13 protein-coding genes, 1 pseudogene and 1 riboswitch are annotated in these 18,339 nt (G+C 40.9%); of the genes and pseudogenes, 6 read left to right on the top strand and 8 right to left on the bottom strand.

Annotated elements, in window-relative coordinates; genetic code table 11:
• Nucleotides 1-153: 153 nt before the first annotated feature.
• Entirely contained in the window at nucleotides 154-1,686 is a 1,533-nt protein-coding gene (gene istA / locus HC725_RS06080) for an IS21 family transposase (protein ID WP_190330900.1), read from the bottom strand.
• 352 nt (nucleotides 1,687-2,038) lie between these two features.
• A pseudogene (locus HC725_RS16895) lies at nucleotides 2,039-2,145 on the bottom strand (IS5/IS1182 family transposase); the annotation flags it as partial.
• Nucleotides 2,146-2,315: 170 nt separating this feature from the next.
• Between HC725_RS16895 and HC725_RS06070 the strand changes: the two are divergent.
• Both HC725_RS06070 and HC725_RS06065 read left to right on the top strand, forming a co-directional pair.
• A complete protein-coding gene (locus HC725_RS06070; RefSeq protein WP_446751350.1) occupies nucleotides 2,316-2,582 on the top strand; it encodes a DUF6444 domain-containing protein in 267 nt (88 codons plus the stop codon).
• A gap of 84 nt (nucleotides 2,583-2,666) precedes the next feature.
• Nucleotides 2,667-2,942: a restriction endonuclease gene (locus HC725_RS06065; RefSeq protein ID WP_203219067.1), complete on the top strand. Its 276-nt coding sequence runs from the start codon at nucleotides 2,667-2,669 to the stop codon at nucleotides 2,940-2,942.
• A 127-nt stretch (nucleotides 2,943-3,069) separates the two neighbouring features.
• On the opposite strand, the gene HC725_RS06060 is transcribed toward HC725_RS06065, so the two are convergent.
• From HC725_RS06060 to HC725_RS06040, 5 genes are all read right to left on the bottom strand, one after another.
• Complete coding sequence (locus tag HC725_RS06060) at nucleotides 3,070-3,564, bottom strand: hypothetical protein (protein WP_190330898.1); 495 nt, start codon at nucleotides 3,562-3,564, stop codon at nucleotides 3,070-3,072.
• Nucleotides 3,564-5,789, bottom strand: coding sequence for a hypothetical protein (locus HC725_RS06055; RefSeq protein ID WP_190330896.1), 2,226 nt, complete (start codon nucleotides 5,787-5,789; stop codon nucleotides 3,564-3,566). The genes HC725_RS06060 and HC725_RS06055 overlap by 1 nt, the downstream gene beginning before the upstream one ends.
• Complete coding sequence (locus tag HC725_RS06050) at nucleotides 5,782-7,389, bottom strand: site-specific integrase (protein WP_190330895.1); 1,608 nt, start codon at nucleotides 7,387-7,389, stop codon at nucleotides 5,782-5,784. Before HC725_RS06050 ends, HC725_RS06055 begins: the two co-directional genes overlap by 8 nt.
• Complete coding sequence (locus tag HC725_RS06045; RefSeq protein WP_342365928.1) at nucleotides 7,379-8,776, bottom strand: tyrosine-type recombinase/integrase; 1,398 nt, start codon at nucleotides 8,774-8,776, stop codon at nucleotides 7,379-7,381. The genes HC725_RS06050 and HC725_RS06045 overlap by 11 nt, the downstream gene beginning before the upstream one ends.
• Before the next feature lie 102 nt (nucleotides 8,777-8,878).
• Entirely contained in the window at nucleotides 8,879-9,418 is a 540-nt protein-coding gene (locus tag HC725_RS06040) for a single-stranded DNA-binding protein (RefSeq protein WP_190330893.1), read from the bottom strand.
• A gap of 496 nt (nucleotides 9,419-9,914) precedes the next feature.
• Between HC725_RS06040 and HC725_RS06035 the strand changes: the two genes are divergently transcribed.
• From HC725_RS06035 to HC725_RS06020, 4 genes are all read left to right on the top strand, one after another.
• Nucleotides 9,915-10,430 carry a helix-turn-helix transcriptional regulator gene (locus HC725_RS06035; protein ID WP_190330892.1) on the top strand — a complete coding sequence of 172 codons (516 nt, stop codon included), beginning with the start codon at nucleotides 9,915-9,917 and terminating at the stop codon, nucleotides 10,428-10,430.
• Nucleotides 10,431-10,589: 159 nt separating this feature from the next.
• Nucleotides 10,590-11,441: a UTP--glucose-1-phosphate uridylyltransferase GalU gene (gene galU, locus HC725_RS06030; RefSeq protein ID WP_190330891.1), complete on the top strand. Its 852-nt coding sequence runs from the start codon at nucleotides 10,590-10,592 to the stop codon at nucleotides 11,439-11,441.
• Nucleotides 11,442-11,659: 218 nt separating this feature from the next.
• Nucleotides 11,660-14,485 (top strand): excinuclease ABC subunit UvrA, encoded by a 2,826-nt coding sequence (gene uvrA / locus HC725_RS06025; RefSeq protein WP_190330889.1) that lies wholly within the window; start codon nucleotides 11,660-11,662, stop codon nucleotides 14,483-14,485.
• A gap of 240 nt (nucleotides 14,486-14,725) precedes the next feature.
• Entirely contained in the window at nucleotides 14,726-16,510 is a 1,785-nt protein-coding gene (locus tag HC725_RS06020; RefSeq protein ID WP_190330888.1) for a PglL family O-oligosaccharyltransferase, read from the top strand.
• Between the two features lie 113 nt (nucleotides 16,511-16,623).
• On the opposite strand, the gene HC725_RS06015 is transcribed toward HC725_RS06020, so the two are convergent.
• The gene (locus HC725_RS06015) at nucleotides 16,624-17,736 is read right to left on the bottom strand and encodes a pyridoxal-phosphate-dependent aminotransferase family protein (protein ID WP_190330886.1); all 1,113 of its coding nucleotides are present in this window, start codon (nucleotides 17,734-17,736) and stop codon (nucleotides 16,624-16,626) included.
• 245 nt (nucleotides 17,737-17,981) lie between these two features.
• A riboswitch (Lysine riboswitch) is annotated at nucleotides 17,982-18,173 on the top strand.
• Nucleotides 18,174-18,339 lie beyond the last annotated feature (166 nt).

Raw genomic sequence — 18,339 nt, 5'->3', positions numbered from 1 at the left:
TTGGTTAACATAATCACCATCCAGTTTTGTTAAAACTGAATGATACCAAGTGGATCAATTTTCAATTGGTGTTAGTGGATCATTTTTGCACTGGTGGTGACACTTAAGCGCAGGGTTTTGAGTTGGTCGTTCAGTGCGTTCATATCCTTTCTCCTAGTGATAACCGTTCGGGCCACGAACATTGCTGTGAACAAGGTTCGGTGTGCTTGAGGTGTCTTTATTCAATTGCCCCTCGCGATTGTTTTTCAGCAGATTATTGATGAAGGTGTAGTTCGGTTTCGTCAGCATCAGCGCATCTTTACAGGCTTGTTCTAGGCGCGACTCGCCATGGGTTTTACTCAGATTGAGCAGCCCAAGACAGGAACGATAGGCCTGCTCTGGATGAGGTTTGGCGTTCAGCATCTTATTGACGACCTCTCGTGTGGCTGGGCCGATATTGGCTCCCCAGTTGAGCAAGCGTCCAGGCGACCACTTTTGATGTTGATGGTTACTCGGCATGTGCTCTGGTTGAGTGCTGTTTCCACGTTTCCTTTGGCTGCGTGGATGTTGCGCGATCAAGTTACCTTGGTGGTAGATCTGCACCAGACGGTTGGAGGCTTCCAGCTCGACATGGTGGCCAACCAGTTGATGGGGAACCGAGTAGTAGTGACGGCGATATTCGATGTGATAATCAGGCCCAACTTTGGCTCGCTTGGTTTCGGTATAGAGATATCGCTGCTTAGGAAGTGGCTTTAACGCGGGTTTATCGAGTTTGTCGAACAGTGCTTTGCGGCTCGCACCATACTGCTTCATCTCACGTTCGTTTAAGTCATTCATAAGCTCACGGATGGCGAGGTTCAGCTCTTTGAAGGTATGGAAGGTTTGATGGCGAAGTCGCATCATGATCCAACGTTCCACTAGGAGCACGGCATTCTCTGCCTTGGCTTTGTCTTTCGGTTTGTAGGGGCGAGCTGGCATTACGGCGGTTTGATAGTGATTCGCCAGTTTCTGATAGCTGTCGTTCAGTGTCGGCTCATAACGATTCGCTTTGGTGACCGCGCTGCGTAGATTATCGGGGACCAAGAGATGGGGGACGCCACCGAAGTGCTCGAAGGCATTGGCATGCGCCTCTAACCAGTAAGACTTCCCTTGGCTGGGGAAGGCTTCCACATAAGTGTAGTTGGACGCGCCTAAGCTTGCTACGAACACTTCTGCTTCGCGCACTTCGCCTGTGTCAGGATTGACTACCTGAAGCCGAGGCCCACAGTAATCGATAAACAGCTTATCACCTGCCACATGGAGCTGACGCATACTGCGCTTTTGGGTTTTGAACCAACGAGTGAAGTGTTCACAGAACTGAGTGTAAGCGTAGGCTTGCTCTTGATATTGCTCATGATATTCCTGCCAGAGCAGCATCTTCGTCATGCCTTTGCGTCTGAGTTCGACAGCGTATTGCGTAAAGTCTGGCATCACCTTATCGCGACTGGCTTTCTTGCCGTGATATAGCGCCTGCGTGAGATCAGCATCGCTGCAACCTTCGGGTAGAGGCCAGCCAAGTTGGCTTTGTTTAAAGCGAGTGAGGAGTTCCGAGATGGTGGAAGGGCCGAGTTTCAGGCAGGAAGCGATGCTGCGATTTGAGAGACCGCAGTCGTACTTAAGGCGTAATACCTCTTTAATTTTGTTCATTGGAGTTCTCTTTTTAGCCATGGTCGCTTCCTTACGTTCTTGTTTAAGAAGTAAAGAATAGCGAGTGATTGATTTAAAAGAGAAAAAGGAAGGATTTCGGGTATTCCGATCGCGGTTTTCGCTATTCCGATCACCGATTTCGGAGTTAGGCTAAAAGTGATCGGATAATCGCGGAATCAGTGATCGGTTTAAACCGAAATGGGTGATCGGATAATCCCGAAATGACTGATCGGAATGCTCCGAAATATGCAACCTTTCGAATTGGTATCAGTTAGAATGCATCTGGGCTAAATTCTTAAGCCAAGATGCATTTCCTATCGGCGTGGTTTCCTAATTCGAATGCACGTAAAAATGTGCCTAATACAACTAATTGTTAGACTATCACTATCGTTTCAGGCATACCTAACCCGTCAGTTTATTTAATGCTTTTATTACGGCGTAATTCTCTCCTAATTGGGCATTATAATTTCTTAAGCTTAATGTACGTAATTGTTCACCCACGAGATATCGCAGTGAATAGGAAATGTGCGTTGGCGTTCCCTTTAGGTAACCGTTCACCAGCACCGTATTGACAGTTAAAAACTATGACCATTCGCACTGGATCTCATTTTGCTTATTAAGTGATCATTCCTAGCGTTCATGATGACTACATGACTAAGAAAAAATCCAAATTCTCATCCTCACCACCTATTGTCTCGAACATCAACGAAGCTAATGCGTTGATATCCGAGTTATGGGAACAGTTGCGCCATTACGAAGATAGGCTAAAAACTAGTAGCACTAATTCCTCTAAATCACCATCATCAGATGGGCACACTGAGCGGGTTGAACGAAAAAAGCTCAAAGCTCTAGTGCTCGCAATCCGAGAAGAGCTAAACAAGGTCACGAAGGGCATAAACGACACCTCTCAGAACTAAAAGAATCCGATACGGTTGTTGATTATTACCCCAAAACACATGCCCTTGTTGCGATGATGCTGACCTAAAAATAAGTGACAAACCGTGTTATCGCTACCAAGTCGAGACGAAATTCAGAAATTTGTCGGTGCGTTAGCTGTAGCTCAATCGAACAAAGGGATTTTCATTACCACCTCATCTTATACAAAAAGTGCTCAAGAGTATGCCAATAACTTGAATGGCACTACTGCACTGGTTTTGATCGATGGTCAGCAACTAGCGCAATACATTTATGATTTTAACTTGGGAATGCAAGTTGAAAAGGTCATAGAAATTAAAAAGTTAGACAGTGAATTTTGGGACTTGATGCAAGATGCATAGCTGAACTGTACTGACGGACACGCCTTAACTATTTGCAATTATTTCAATAAGATGCCCCCTTTATAACGAAGAGGGGCATCTGTCAAGCCAGAAGTGAATTAGTACAAACTAGTTGTATAAGTACGCCTTATTTGGACTTGGCAGGCAGACCATCATCAATTGTAGAAGCCAACTTATTGAGATCGACGCCATCCATCTTCTGAAGGTTGTATTGCCATCTCGCAAATCTTTCAAGCAACATATCATTTTGAGAATTAAGCCTTTTATTTTCTGAACTAAGCCTTTCATTCTCTTTTTCAAGTTTTTCTACTTGCTTGATTAATTCAGCAATCGCTACGTCATCATTCCCTAGATTAGAGATAAGATCACTTAATTTGTCAGTACTTTCGAACAACGACTTGGCATCTTGGATAGCTTCTGATTTCTTTTGCCTTAGCTGCTCTTTCTTCAAATCAAAAGCATGCTTAATTTCATCATACTTGGTGAATGTGAAACGTGATGGCGGCTTTTTTAGGCCAAGTTCTAACTGTAACTTCTCAGCTAAAAGCTCATAACTAAGTTTGCCAGTCCACCCATCGATGATAGCCAGTATCGTTTCTTTGTTATCTGGAACAAAAGCCATTATGCCTCCCTCATATCAGATAGTGCTAAAGCCATAAGATCAAACCCTTGGATAGCGCTTTGTTCATTTATGTTCAGTGAGCGCTTCACAGGAGAGGGTGATAGCTCATCAGGTATTCTAACGTGTGTGCCATCCGCTTTTTTTGGATCTTCAAGAAGAAAAATGAGTGTTTTTATCTTAGACAAGCGAAAGCCCAGAGCTGTAACCCATCTATCCGCTCCAAAAACCTGACCTTCTGCGGCGGCTTTCGCATGCCTCAATTGCTCTTCATATAGCGCTTCAAGAGTTTTTAACTCATCAAGAGAGTGAGGTACACCTTTAAGGCAAACATGTTCATTACAGACCTCACAGTCACCATTTTTAACACATGGACTTTCGGCATAATTGTGAACACAGAAGCCTAACCCTGTGAACTGAGCAACACCATCCCTATCAACCCCAAGAGCTTTCAGTGAGATGGGGAGTCCAAGGTCATGTAAAACTATTGGCGGTGGCGGCGCTTCAGCAGTGTAAGGTTCTAACAACTGGTTAGCTTGAGCAACAGTCATGACACCAGATCCAATCGTAACATGCCCAATACGCTGAGTTAGACGTGACTTTTGCTTTTCAGTTCGTCCGTCGTAAGCTTTGTTTTGCTTGATATCAGCTCGCCCTGACCATTTGGCGATAAGCCAATCAGCTTCACCTGCTAACTTTAATTTCGTGTTTAACCAGTGACGAAATTGGTGACTATTTAGCTTGAGAGGTGTCCCATCTTCATCTGTGATACCCAGCTCATCAAAAATTGATTCTAAGCCTCTGTCAGAGCCGATAGCATCACTCAGAGAACCATGCCCAAGATGAACCCATGAGAAGGGCTTAGCCGCGAATTCCTTGTGAAATTCATAATTCCTGACTAATGTGATGCAATCCCATACTTTCATATCGCCATAATTAGGGAAATCCAGCGTCTTATATTGTTCATCAATAATAGAACGGAGATCCCTGTAACTAGGAAATCGAATGACGATTCCTGCTGACTTACCTGTGCGCTTATTGACGACCTCATTGTTTGGGAGAATGGTGTATCCTTGACACAAATCCTTTTTCCAGTTGTTCACATTATTCAAGTCACTAATTAAACGATTTAACCATTTGACGTTGCTTCCATATGTAGTCCAAGTAATGTTGACTCCTCTTCCTGATTTACCTGTTTTAAATCCCATTGCTTTCGCGAACTGATTATATGTCAAAGGCTTGTCTTGGGAGCTTTCTGAGTCACTAGCCAACATGAACAGATCAGGATTGTCGTACGCAAATTTTGCAGCAGATCTGGCTGGAGCAGAAATCTCAACAAGTCTTTCAAAAGCTTGTTTAACAACGTCTTCTAGCAAAGCTGGCACCCACTTTCGCACGGGATCTCCCCCTTTGGCAGGATGCCACATCAAGTACCAACGACCTTTATCACTTCGCTGTAATGAATTGACAGTCAAACCATTCAATTCGGTATTTCGGCTGGGCTGGCACATCAACATAACGCAAAGACTACTAAAATACTTCTGGCGTGGTGTCTTCGCTTTATGAAAAGCGTCTGCTACTTGCAACATCTGATAATCTGACGGGCATTTATCTTCCATTTCCTTGCGACTTTTTTCGTCTAGTTTTATGCTCGCGTCAGATTGACGAGGAAACGGGTTCGACCAATCTTGTAGATCTAGTTTAAATCGCTTTTCTTTGATGAATTTCAATACCCTTTCGAACGAAAGGCCGATATTGCGTTTGCCGCCAGCGCCTAAATCACTGCTCCGTATCTTCTGCTCTACGCGATCAATCACATTATTGTTGATGTTCATTATATCAACTGAAGATTTATCATTGTGAGCAGCGTGCTCTTCTAATGCTTGATAGAGGAATACAAGTGATGAAGCCCAAGTAGTTGAATCTTTCTTGTTAAGCGATTGCTGGTAGCGAACATATGCTTTCGCAAAGTCAGAAAAAGGAGGCTGGAAAGGTGTATATTTTGAATGATTCTGACTTGCTCCAAAAACAATCGTCAGCTTTTTTCCTTTTTCCGTCTTCCACGACCACTTATCACATTCCCAGCCATTCTGAATAATGCCTTCAGGGGTTTTGAACTGAATGTCTTCAAACAGACTCAGGTCATTTTTTGCAAAAGCGATAAAATCATCATAATTCTTTTGAAAATCAATTTGATGCTTAGGAGTAAACAGCAAAACATTAGACATTTAAGGCTCCTTCATTTTCTAACTCTTGCTTTCTTGCGTTGCACTTTAGAATGACCGCCTTAATAGCATTGATACTGCGGTTATGTCCTTGCAAAACAAACTCACTGGCTCCCATTTCACGCTTTCGATCTCGTTTCAAAACGACGCTTTTCAGCATTTTCTCATGAGGAGCATTTAACCAAGGTTGAAATTTATTGCATGTGTAGCAATGCACAGAGCCATTAGCACAAAAGCCAAATGTTCCACAATTTCCTAAAGGGTTGCCTTCGTCATTATTAATTCTGCTTCGGGGATCGTTAGCTCGAATTGCGTCTTTTTCACTGTCTGTTAACGTGCCAGAAAAAGCTTGAGCTAATGGGGTAAGATCGGTAGCTAGCGCCTCGTCGATTCTATCCGCCATCTCTTCATTAAACTCGGTATACACGGTGACCTGTTGAGTATCTTCATGCCCTAACTCCTCAGCTATCGTATGCTCGCTGGCTCCAAGCATAGACATGTTCGTCGCATGAGTGTAACGAAATCGACGTGGATTAATATGCAAATCTCCATAATCCCCACCCACTTTAATTCGGGTTGTTTTTAAGGGGCAAAGCCGAGCTAATCTTCGTGTTATTTCCCCTACTGATGGATTTGCACCTCTCGTCCGTAAGCACAATAAATCAGGCGTTTTCTGTTGTATTTCTTCGAATGCACTAAAGTCAGTGAGATTCGATATCTCTCGCTCATTAATAAAAATGGGGATATGCTTTTTCTGCTGACTAGTAAGGCTAACGTTGAAATATTCTTCAACCATTTTTATTGATTGTTTTGCCTGTGCAGTCAGCACCAATATTAGGTCTTCACTCACATCTTTTTTGATTTGGTAAGACCCTCTAAACGTTTCATTACGTTTTTTGGCGTTAGGTATTCGTAAATCAAAGTGCTCAATGCCAGCCTCTGTTCTTGTGAGTAGATCCTCATAATACAGATGGGTTAATTGAAGAGACCGAGCACCTGTGTACTGCAATGCCATGATAAATGCATAGTCATATAATGAAATGAGCTGCTCTGTAAATGCATCTACGTACCACGTAATGAATGCGGATTGCTCCTCCAGTGTATAAGCACCGCTAAACGGGCAACCAAGTGCAACCGCTTTCCCTTTTTCATTTCCTGAAATTTTGAGCGCTGAGAGCAAGCCAACAACTTTCTTATCAACACCGTAGATTTCCTTGTCATGCCAATCAAGCAAAAAAGCACGGATACTCCCTAGCTTGTATTCTGTGTTTTTAGTCAAGCTGCTCTTAAAATTGACGACGTGCTTCTCACCGATTTTATTTGTCACACCAAAAGCAAAGAGAGCACGACACTCTCGAAAAATATTGGACGTGTAAGAAGATGAAAACTCAGCAGCGTAGTCCGCTAAAGCAAGTCTGAAACACTCAGAAAACTTAGGAGTAAGACTTAATGGTTCTAAAAGAGTCAAATTCAAACGCACATTGGTATCCAACTGCCAATTATCAGAATAAACGTCAAACTCATAGTTAGCTTTACTTAGTCGCTTGTCTGTCTTTGACTTTATATCTCTATAATCACTGTTTTTTTTCGTATTAATAGCCATAAACACCTACTTCAGACTTATGTTTTAAATTTTCATGCATCTTTCTCCGCATCTTATTGGCTTGTTCTATAACTGTTCGTTTCAAGTAAGGTCTGCCAGAGTTTAGGTCGGAATGTCCATTCTTCTCAGCTCTAATCTCTAGCTCACGCGCTTCGGTGATTTTATTTTCATCTGCATATAGTTTGGCTGCTTGGGGCTTCCCTTCGGCTTCCAATCGCTTCACTTCTTCTTCAACCGCTTTTTTTTCTTGGTCAATACATTTGGATAGCAGATGGTTGAAATAATGCCTAAAGCTGTGTGGCGTGATCCCCCAAAAACGTTCAAAATTAACCTTGCGAATACGATTAAAAATATCGTTTATCGTTTGTTTTACCAGCGGTTGACCTGATTCATAGCTTCCACTTTTGGCTTTGTGAGAGACAAATATAAATGGATGTTTTTTGGCCGCCTTTGTCTGAAAACGATGTGTTCTAACGTAGGTATTTAGTAAATCTCTCAGTTCTTTCGAGATTGGGACGGCTCTACCAAGCGTCTTCGCTGTAGGCTCATCTAAACGAGGATCTTCTTTACTATTATGTCTGCGTACAACTGATAAGGTGGGGTTGTCAGTGTCAGTACCGATGTCACCAATTCTTAGAGCTGCTAGTTCACTGCGTCTAAATCCCGTTTCATACAAGATTTGAACGATGAGGTAATTTCGAAACCGAATGACAGAGTTACTAAAGGGATTGTGCTCAGAGTTGGGTTTAGCGACGGCAACAAAATCTTCAAATACATCATCTGGTATCCCTGATTTATCTAAAGCCATTTGTTTGCTTTTTAAACGATCCTTTGGCATGTCGCTTTTTAGCTGCGTCTTCATTAAATCAAGCGCATCAGATAACTGCGAAGCAGACGGTTTCTTCTTAACTCGCTCTTTACCACAAAAGTGGAGATATTCAGTAATGTGAGCCATACGAGAGATATACTGAGACTTTGTGACGGTGGGCTTATCTTTTGATTTAGAAAGATGAAATTTGCCCATATCGGTAACATTTGTTTTAATCTGATTTTTGAAGACGCTAGCTCGATAGCTACAATGCTCTTTCAGAGCATTGATATCATCAAGGGTTGGAATGGCTCCATTGTAAATTTCTTCAAGCAGATCTCTGCCATTTATACTTTCCCAAAGTTTTAAGTGTTTGATGGACTTTAGATACTGTTGAATTGAAGATGTTGTTAAATTCTTCCTGAGTTTATTAGTGACAAAGTGCGTTACCCAAAAATCAGGCATGCCGTCATCGTCTAGTAAAAAGACATAACGCTCACCGCTCATAAACTTCTTTATCTCAATCTTCATACCCAATCCAAAAATCAACATAAAAACTTGTAAGTTAATAATATACACGCACAACCTAAAAAATAAACACTTTTTTTTCAGCCAATAAAAGAAAAGGCCGCTATTAGCGGCCTTTAGTGTATTTTTCAACATTTTTTATTTTGTCTTAGTTCAAAATGGAATGTCGTCATCAAAATCCATTGGCGGTTCATTATATTGAGGCTGAGCTTGCTGCGGTGCTTGCTGTTGTACCCTTGGAGCTGCTTGTTGTTGAGATTGCTGCTGAGGTTGTTGAGGTTGTCCCCAATTACCACTTTGTTGCTGCTGACCACCCGCTGCTGGCGAACTTGCACCTTGCGCACGGCCACCAAGCATTTGCATTACACCATTAAAACCTTGAACAACAACTTCTGTGGTAAAACGATCTTGACCACTTTGGTCTTGCCATTTACGAGTTTGTAATTGGCCTTCAACGTAAACTTGAGAACCTTTACGTAAGTACTCACCAGCGACTTCTGCTAACTTGCCAAACAATGCAACACGGTGCCATTCTGTTTTTTCACGCTGTTCGCCCGTTGCTTTATCTCTCCAAGACTCTGAAGTCGCAATGGTAATATTGGCAACTGCGCCACCACTTGGTAAATAACGAATCTCAGGATCAGTCCCTAAGTTCCCAACTAATATTACTTTATTTATTCCGCGGCTAGCCATGCTCTGCTCCGTCTCATGTGTTTCAAATAGCCTAAAATTATATCATGATTTATTCCTATACCCAACGTAATTGAAACCATCAGCATCTAATGTAAAACAGGCTACATTTATCGGTCTTTATACACTCAAGCGACTAACTGTAAGGTTAGAATTGAATTCATAGAGAAGATCACCACACATTTATCATATTATTTTTTGAAAATCACAAGGCAACTAACGATCTATTTTTATGGTGATGTATTTTATCTCATTGTTAAGAATAGAGAGGTATTTACATTAAAAAACCACATAATAAAAGTTCAAACTGCTTAAAATAAAACTTTCTATCGTTCTGCTGTTCCATTCAATTAGGTCACGTAAAGTAATGATAACGTCATCACAAACAACCGTTTACCTGCTATCTCCATTTATATCTGAAACACACCCATTTTTTCAGCAGTTAAAACAGTCCTCATATTTTGATTTTCAATTACTAAATCTAAAAAACATGGTTTATATGCATAACAGTCAGCATAAGTATTTAATACTCGTTGATGGTCATTTTTCTGAAGAGGAACTATTTGAGTTTCAAAATCACATACTAGTAAGAAAATCTTATGCATCCATATTTTTCCATGCTCCCAAACAAGATAACTTGCTATTAATATCTCAATGGAAGAATCTTTCTGGTTACTTCTCAATAGACGCGAATACCGATGATATATTGATAGAGCTCATTGAAATAGATAAAGGACAAAATCGTTTACCACGCCACCTCCTCAGCGATCTATTTCAATATTGGCAGGGTATAACTCAATCAAATGACCATAGCTTGATTGCTGTAAAGTTAGCATTAACACGGCGAGAATTAGAAATCCTCACTCACTTACAAATCGGGCAAAGTAACCTCGACATCGCCGATACATTATTTGTCAGTGAGCACACTATTAAATCTCACCTGTATCGAATATTTAAAAAGCTTAATGTCAACAATCGTAGGCAAGCAATGAATTGGGCTCAGCTATATTTATAACCTTAATCTAAAATCAATCTCATCGACTTTTAGTTCAATGATTTGAGGGGCTTTATTGACATGCTAAATAACAACAATATTTGTTTTCATGACTTAAACAATGCTATGTTAACCCCCATTAAACTACACTTATTATTTTAATCTCTACAAGGTTAAGTCATGATCAAAAAATGTCTATTTCCCGCTGCTGGATACGGAACTCGCTTCTTACCTGCAACTAAATCAATGCCAAAAGAAATGATGCCAATCGTAAACAAACCATTAATTGAATATGGTGTTGAAGAAGCCATTCAAGCTGGTATGACTGGTATGTGTATCGTTACAGGTCGTGGAAAACATTCATTAACGGATCACTTTGATAAAAATTACGAATTAGAACACCAAATTAGTGGCACCAACAAAGAAGATCTGTTGATCAATATTCGTGACACGATTGATAGTGCTAACTTTACTTATACTCGCCAACGAGAAATGAAAGGCTTAGGTCATGCAATCCTAACCGGTCGTGAATTAGTCGGTGATGAACCTTTTGCTGTCGTGTTAGCAGATGATCTATGTGTTAATCCTGAGCAAGGTGTACTGTCACAAATGGTGGCACTGTATAAACAATTTCGCTGTACCATTGTGGCGGTTCAAGAAGTCCCAAAAGAAGAAGCCTATAAATATGGTGTTATTGCGGGTGAAATGATTAAAGACGATCTTTACCGAGTTGATGATATGGTTGAAAAACCAGAGCCTGGTACAGAGCCAAGCAACCTTGCTATTATTGGCCGCTATATACTTACTCCAGATATTTTTGAGCTAATTGAAAACACCGAACCAGGTAAAGGTGGTGAAATTCAGATCACCGATGCTCTTTTAAAACAGGCTAAATCAGGCTGCGTATTAGCGTATAAATTTAAAGGTCGTCGCTTTGATTGTGGTAGCGTTGAAGGCTACATTGAAGCAACCAACTATTGCTATGAGAACCTTTATTTAAAAAGCAATGATACTAAAACCAATAAGAAGTAACCTCACCTCATAAATAACGTTAAGCCGTAACATGCACTTGCTGTTACGGCTTTTTACTGTTTTTTTATACAGGATTTTATTTTCTCTTTCTACTAGCTATGTAATACTTCTACTCAAAGTAATGAAACAACAAGTGATTGGAGTGAGCGGACGCTACCAACAAAGCTGCATCTTCAAGTAAGACGACTATACCCATTCTACTAATGAGAGCATAAAGCATGGAAACGATCGAAATTCGTGGTGCCCGAACCCATAACCTAAAAAATATAGATCTCACAATCCCTAGAGATAAGCTGATTGTTATTACTGGTTTATCCGGCTCAGGTAAATCGTCCCTTGCTTTTGATACCTTATATGCAGAGGGACAGCGTCGTTATGTAGAATCACTTTCAGCTTATGCCCGCCAATTTTTATCTTTGATGGAAAAGCCGGATGTAGATCATATTGAAGGTTTATCACCAGCGATTTCAATCGAACAAAAATCAACCTCTCATAACCCACGTTCAACCGTCGGGACTATTACGGAGATCTATGATTATCTTCGCTTACTTTACGCACGTGTGGGTGAACCTCGTTGTCCTGAACATGATACTCCATTAGCAGCGCAAACCATTTCACAAATGGTTGATAAAGTACTCGAAATGCCTGAAGGCTCTAAGCTAATGTTGCTGGCACCAATCATTAAAGAGCGCAAAGGCGAACACGTTAAGACCTTACAAAATTTAGCCGCTCAAGGCTTCATTCGCGCCAGAATTGATGGTGAAACCTGCGATCTATCCGATCCTCCCACACTCGAGTTACATAAAAAACACACTATCGAAGTCGTTGTCGACCGCTTTAAAGTTCGAGATGGGATCCAGCAACGACTAGCAGAATCTTTTGAAACTGCATTAGAATTATCGGGAGGAACCGCAACGATTAGCTGGATGGATGATAATAGCCAGGAAGACACTATCTTTTCAGCTAATTTTGCTTGTTCTCATTGTGGTTATAGCATGAGAGAACTAGAGCCTCGTTTATTTTCATTTAACAATCCAGCCGGAGCCTGTGAGACTTGCGATGGATTAGGTGTACAACAATTTTTTGATGCTGAACGAGTGATCCAAGATGAAAGTTTAAGCCTTGCCAATGGCGCGATTCGTGGTTGGGATAAAAAGAACTTCTACTACTTCCAAATGCTCAATGCTCTCGCTGAACATTATGAGTTCGATTTAAAGCACCCTTTTAACCAGTTGCCTAAAAAAATTCGAGATGTCGTATTAAATGGTTCTAAAAAGGAAGAGATCGAGTTCAAGTACGTCAATGATCGCGGTGATATTCGAGTTAAACGTCACCCATTTGAAGGGATACTCAACAACCTCAATCGTCGTTATCATGAAACGGAATCAAGTTCTGTCAGAGAAGATTTAGCCAAATATATTTCAAATAAAACCTGCTCAAGTTGCGGTGGCGCTCGCCTTAAAACGGAAGCTCGCCATGTATTTATAGGTCAAACGACCTTACCGCAAATAGTCGAAATGAGTATTAATGAATCGCTCGTCTTCTTCGAACAATTAGCATTAACCGGGCAACGTGCTCAAATCGCAGAAAAAATATTAAAAGAAATCAATGATCGTTTAAGTTTCTTAATTAATGTCGGTCTGAACTATCTCAACTTATCTCGGAGCGCCGAAACACTGTCTGGTGGTGAAGCTCAACGTATCCGCTTAGCTAGTCAAATTGGCGCAGGATTAGTTGGCGTTATGTACGTCTTAGATGAGCCTTCTATTGGCTTACATCAAAGAGATAATGAACGTTTACTCAAAACCTTAATTCACTTACGCGATCTCGGTAATACCGTCATCGTGGTTGAACATGATGAAGATGCGATCCGCGCTGCTGATTATGTGATTGATATTGGTCCGGGTGCTGGCATTCATGGTGGGCACGTTATTGCCGAAGGTACCATGCAAGATATTTTAAACAGCCCAGAGTCTTTAACTGGACAATATCTCAGCGGAGCAAAAGCCATAGAAATCCCGAAAAAACGTACTCCAATGGATAAAAAGAAAACCGTTGAGTTACTTGGAGCGACAGGCAACAACTTACAAAATGTAGACGTATCTATTCCTGTTGGCTTATTTACTTGTGTCACTGGCGTTTCCGGTTCGGGAAAATCGACATTAATTAATGATACTTTTTTTAAAATTGCTCATGCTCGCTTAAACGGAGCCACTACAGCAGAAGCCGCACCTTATAAAAAAATCATAGGCTTAGAGCATTTTGACAAAGTGATCGATATAAACCAAAGCCCAATAGGCCGAACGCCACGGTCTAACCCCGCGACTTATACTGGTATTTTCACTCCGATCCGAGAGTTATTTGCGGGTACTCAAGAATCTCGTTCACGTGGTTATAAACCGGGACGCTTTAGTTTTAATGTTAGAGGCGGTCGTTGTGAAGCTTGCCAAGGTGACGGCGTCATTAAAGTCGAAATGCACTTTTTACCCGATGTTTATGTACCTTGTGATGCTTGTAAAGGAAAGCGCTATAACCGTGAAACGCTAGAAGCGAAATATAAAGGAAAAAGCATTGATGAAGTGTTAGATATGACGGTAGAGGATGCTTACCAATTTTTTGAACCCGTTCCAGTTATTGCCCGAAAACTGAAAACCTTAATAGATGTTGGTTTATCTTATATTCGCTTAGGCCAAGCAGCTACAACCTTATCAGGTGGTGAAGCGCAACGCGTAAAATTGGCGAAGGAACTATCAAAACGAGATACAGGGAAAACACTGTATATTTTAGATGAACCAACAACTGGATTGCACTTTCACGATATTCAGCAACTGCTAACGGTACTACATCGTTTAAGAGATCACGGTAATACTGTTGTCGTCATTGAGCATAATTTAGATGTCATAAAAACGGCTGATTGGATTATAGATTTAGGCCCTGAAGGCGGTAGCGGCGGTGGTGAAATCGTCGCTTGTGGCACACCAGAACAAGTAGCCAAAGTGAAAGGCTCTCATACTGCTCACTTTTTAAAGCCCCTGCTAAAATAACATAATATACCCAAAGTAATTGAAGCTGCAGTAAGGCGGCAAGTAAACGAAGCCCCAATCACTTAGCTAGTCTAAGTGATTGGGGTGAGTGAACGTAGCCAACAAAACTGCAGCTTCAAGTAAGATGGGTATAAATATAGGCCTAAAGTAAGATAGATATAAATAGCGACTATTATTGTCGCTATTTATACAATGCCAGCAACCTTAAACAACAAATCGATAATGAGGACACCTTTCGCGATGGCTACGTTATACACTCAAGGTACTTTGCTTGAAAATGAGCCCCCTCATCGCCCACTAACTCGACCTTTTTTATGGTCATTAGGGCTGATTTTTGTTGTTGCTATGCATTTCTTCCAGCCTAACCCTGGCGGTGCGGGGTTATTTCTCCCATTCAACCTTACAACTTGGATTGCAGTGAGTATTAGCCTTGCTATTGGATTATACGAGACCGCGGCAAAACGCTCTCTACGCTATTCAAGCTTAACGGTAGGTTTATTCTTCACTTGTATCTTATTAACGATACCGATTTTTTACGCCTCAGCAGAACCACAGTATGCATTAACTCGACTAGTCGGCTTATGGGCGGGTTGGCTGTTCTTTCTCATCTTGCAGCAATTTTCGTTTAGTCTTAAACAAAAACAAAGCATGTTATTGCTAATATTAATTGGCGTGTTGATTGAAATTATTTATGGCTATGTTCAATATTTACTTCTCGAACCAGGCAATGTATTTGGTTATAACACCGTACAAAATCGCCCCTTCGCTATTTTCCAACAACCCAATGTTATGGCAAGTTTTGTCGCAACAGGATTAGTTCTTTCAGGCTACCTACTCGCTCGCCAAAAACAAAGTAACGAATATCATCACTCTATTTTGACTGGGTTGCTGTTTGTTTTCCCAATAATCAGTATTCCTTTATTATGGGTTTTAGCATCTAGAACCGGATGGTTAGGCGGCATTATCGGTTGTATTTTATTACTTCCTTATTTAAAGAATTTTTTATCAAAAAAAGAATTCTATTTATGGTGCTTAGCCGTACTTTTAGGATTGGGAGTTGGATATGCTTTAGTGCAAGCAAATGGTGGGAATCAACTCATAGAGCAAAAATCTAACCTTGAAAGCCCAAGGCGTTACACCTTCCCGCAAACATTCGACATGGTGGTAGAAAAACCTTTAACAGGATACGGTTACGGTAGGTTTGAACCGGCTTATATTGTTTATACAGCAAGACAGCACCAATTAAATCCGAGCTACCATGCAGGCTTAGCGTCGATGGATCACCCACATAATGAAATATTATATTGGGCAGTTGAAGGGGGTATTGTTCCTCTATTAGGATTATTGCTCGCTACACTATTAGTACTGCGAAAAATACGAAAAATCAGCTCCGGCACGCGTTTAGCGACAGCGGCATTATTTTTCCCTATCGTCTTACATACTCAATTGGAATATCCTTTTTACCACTCCGCTGTACATTGGGTCATTTTTATCATTCTAATTTACTGGATTGATCAACTTACATCTCAATATCAAAGTGTTAACTTTAGCTCAATCACCAAAAGCCTGCTCAGAGTTATTTCACTCGTTCTGCCGGTTATGACCGCTTTTTATATGCTCTCGGCGCTACACACCAATTTGGTCTTAAACAAGTTTGAGCGCAGCAGGCAGATTAATCCTGATATTTTACAACAAGTATCTAATCCAAGTGTCTGGAAAGACCGATTTGATTGGGACGTTTATAAAACCCAATTAAACATCGGGCTTAAAGTTGAAAACCCGGAATATATTCAACCATTTATAACTTGGTCAACAGAGTTAATAAAACACAAACCTCGACCAACTTTTTATTCGAGTTTAATCGTCGCTTATCAAGGGCTAGGTGAAATGGATAAAGCAAAGGCAATTCGTCATGAGGCAGCGTTTTTATTCCCTGCTGAAGATTTCTCTAAAGTACGTTTTATACCAAAATCAGAAAGAGCATCACAAGCTCAAACTACCGATAGTCAAGCTAGTGGACATTAAGAAAACGATATAACAGCATAAATTTACGACAAAAAACAAAAAGGAGCTCGCTAACCAAAGCGAACTCCTTTTTATTTACGATTTTATTCGTGAAATTTTAAGGTCGTTTATTTTTATAATGTGTCTTGCAGAGCCTTTAAGCACAGTGCGACATTTTCTTTTTTGGCGCTGTAACCCATTAAACCAATACGCCATACTTTACCTGCAAGTGCACCTAAACCGCCGCCCACTTCTAAGTTATAATGCTCAAGTAAGCTAGCACGTACAGCTGCATCATCAACACCATCAGGTAAATAAACCGAATTAAGCTGAGGTAATCGATAGGCTTCATCCACTACATAGCGAAACCCTAATGCCTCTAGTCCCACTTTTAGCTCTTGATGCATATCCGCATGGCGTTGCCACGAATTCTCAATACCTTCCTCATACAGTGCCAATAAAGCTTCATGCAATGCATACAAACTATTAACTGGAGCGGTATGATGATAGCTGCGTTTAGCGCCACCACTCCAATACCCGAGTACTAAGCTTTGATCTAAAAACCAGCTCTGCACTGGCGTAGTTCGAGCTTGAATTCTCGCAATGGCTTTAGGTGAAAATGTGATAGGTGACAATCCAGGAATACAAGACAAACATTTCTGACTGCCCGAATAAACCGCATCTAACTTCCATTCATCCACTTTAAGTGGCACCCCCCCCAATGAAGTCACGGCATCCACAATTGTTAATGCGCCAAATTTTTGGGCTATTTTTGCTAGAGCCTGCGCATCACTCAAGGCACCTGTTGAGGTTTCCGCATGAACAAAAGCAAGCACTTTAGTATCTGGGTTTTTCTCAAATGCCGCCAATACTTTCTCAGTGCTAACTGGTTGACCCCACTCATCATCAACTAGTACTACTTCAGCGCCACAGCGAATAGCATTTTCACGCATCCGTTCGCCGAACACGCCATTGCGGCAAACAATCACTTTATCGCCAGGTTCTAATAAATTAACAAAACATGCTTCCATACCAGCGCTGCCCGGTGCTGACACTGGAATCGTAAATTCATTTTCAGTTTGAAAAGCATACTTTAGCAATGTTTTCACTTCATCCATCATACCGATAAATAACGGATCAAGATGACCAATCGTTGGACGACTAAGCGCTTGAAGCACATAAGGAGAAATATCAGATGGACCAGGTCCCATTAGTATACGGCGAGGTGGGTAAAAACGTTGAATCATCTTAATTATCCTTAATTGAATATATTATTAGTCACTGTAATCAAATTTTTATCACGCTGCAATTAAGTGAAACAGCAGATACCATACCATTGGCGAAGCTGTGAAGATCCTCACTGAATCTGCCTTTTTTAAATAACCAAAAAAGAGAAAAAAATATTCATAAATATTCTGATCATATGTTGACTTTCATGGTGCAAAAACGTTCAATGTCTGCGCTGCTGAAACGTGTAATAGTTTTACTTTACAGCGCAAGGAGAGGAGCGTAACCCAGGCAGATCTTTCGTGGTACCACAATACCAAAACGCTAGATTTATGGGGAGTTACGCCGAGGTGAATAAACGTTGTAGGTGTTTATTACATCGGTTGCTTAGGCTGAATCCTAACAACTGTCACCAATATTAACCAAGGTGTTATATTGATGATGAGCTTCTATGGTTTGCATTGCTAGGCTGCTCAGCTATAGCTTCTATGTATATCGTATACCCTGCTCAACCTATTTCTCTCAACATTATCATACTCAAAGTAATTAAAGTTTCAGTAAGTTGGGTATAAACATTTTCTTACCCTAATTGGGATATATTGGTATTTAAAGGGAGACCGTGC

Origin of the sequence: Vibrio sp. S17_S38 (assembly GCF_014694375.1) — a bacterium.
GTDB lineage: Bacteria > Pseudomonadota > Gammaproteobacteria > Enterobacterales > Vibrionaceae > Vibrio.
Note: the sequence above shows the minus strand (reverse complement) of the source record. Positions and strands in the feature narration are given on the sequence as shown.

Bases quoted from the DNA above. Each gene is read 5' to 3' on its own strand.
- istA (WP_190330900.1), bottom strand. From the start codon at position 1,686: ATGGCTAAAAAGAGAACTCCAATGAACAAAATTAAAGAGGTATTACGC.
- HC725_RS06070 (WP_446751350.1), top strand. From the start codon at position 2,316: ATGACTAAGAAAAAATCCAAATTCTCATCCTCACCACCTATTGTCTCG.
- HC725_RS06060 (WP_190330898.1), bottom strand. From the start codon at position 3,564: ATGGCTTTTGTTCCAGATAACAAAGAAACGATACTGGCTATCATCGAT.
- HC725_RS06055 (WP_190330896.1), bottom strand. From the start codon at position 5,789: ATGTCTAATGTTTTGCTGTTTACTCCTAAGCATCAAATTGATTTTCAA.
- HC725_RS06050 (WP_190330895.1), bottom strand. From the start codon at position 7,389: ATGGCTATTAATACGAAAAAAAACAGTGATTATAGAGATATAAAGTCA.
- HC725_RS06040 (WP_190330893.1), bottom strand. From the start codon at position 9,418: ATGGCTAGCCGCGGAATAAATAAAGTAATATTAGTTGGGAACTTAGGG.
- HC725_RS06035 (WP_190330892.1), top strand. From the start codon at position 9,915: ATGCATAACAGTCAGCATAAGTATTTAATACTCGTTGATGGTCATTTT.
- galU (WP_190330891.1), top strand. From the start codon at position 10,590: ATGATCAAAAAATGTCTATTTCCCGCTGCTGGATACGGAACTCGCTTC.
- uvrA (WP_190330889.1), top strand. From the start codon at position 11,660: ATGGAAACGATCGAAATTCGTGGTGCCCGAACCCATAACCTAAAAAAT.
- HC725_RS06020 (WP_190330888.1), top strand. From the start codon at position 14,726: ATGGCTACGTTATACACTCAAGGTACTTTGCTTGAAAATGAGCCCCCT.
- HC725_RS06015 (WP_190330886.1), bottom strand. From the start codon at position 17,736: ATGATTCAACGTTTTTACCCACCTCGCCGTATACTAATGGGACCTGGT.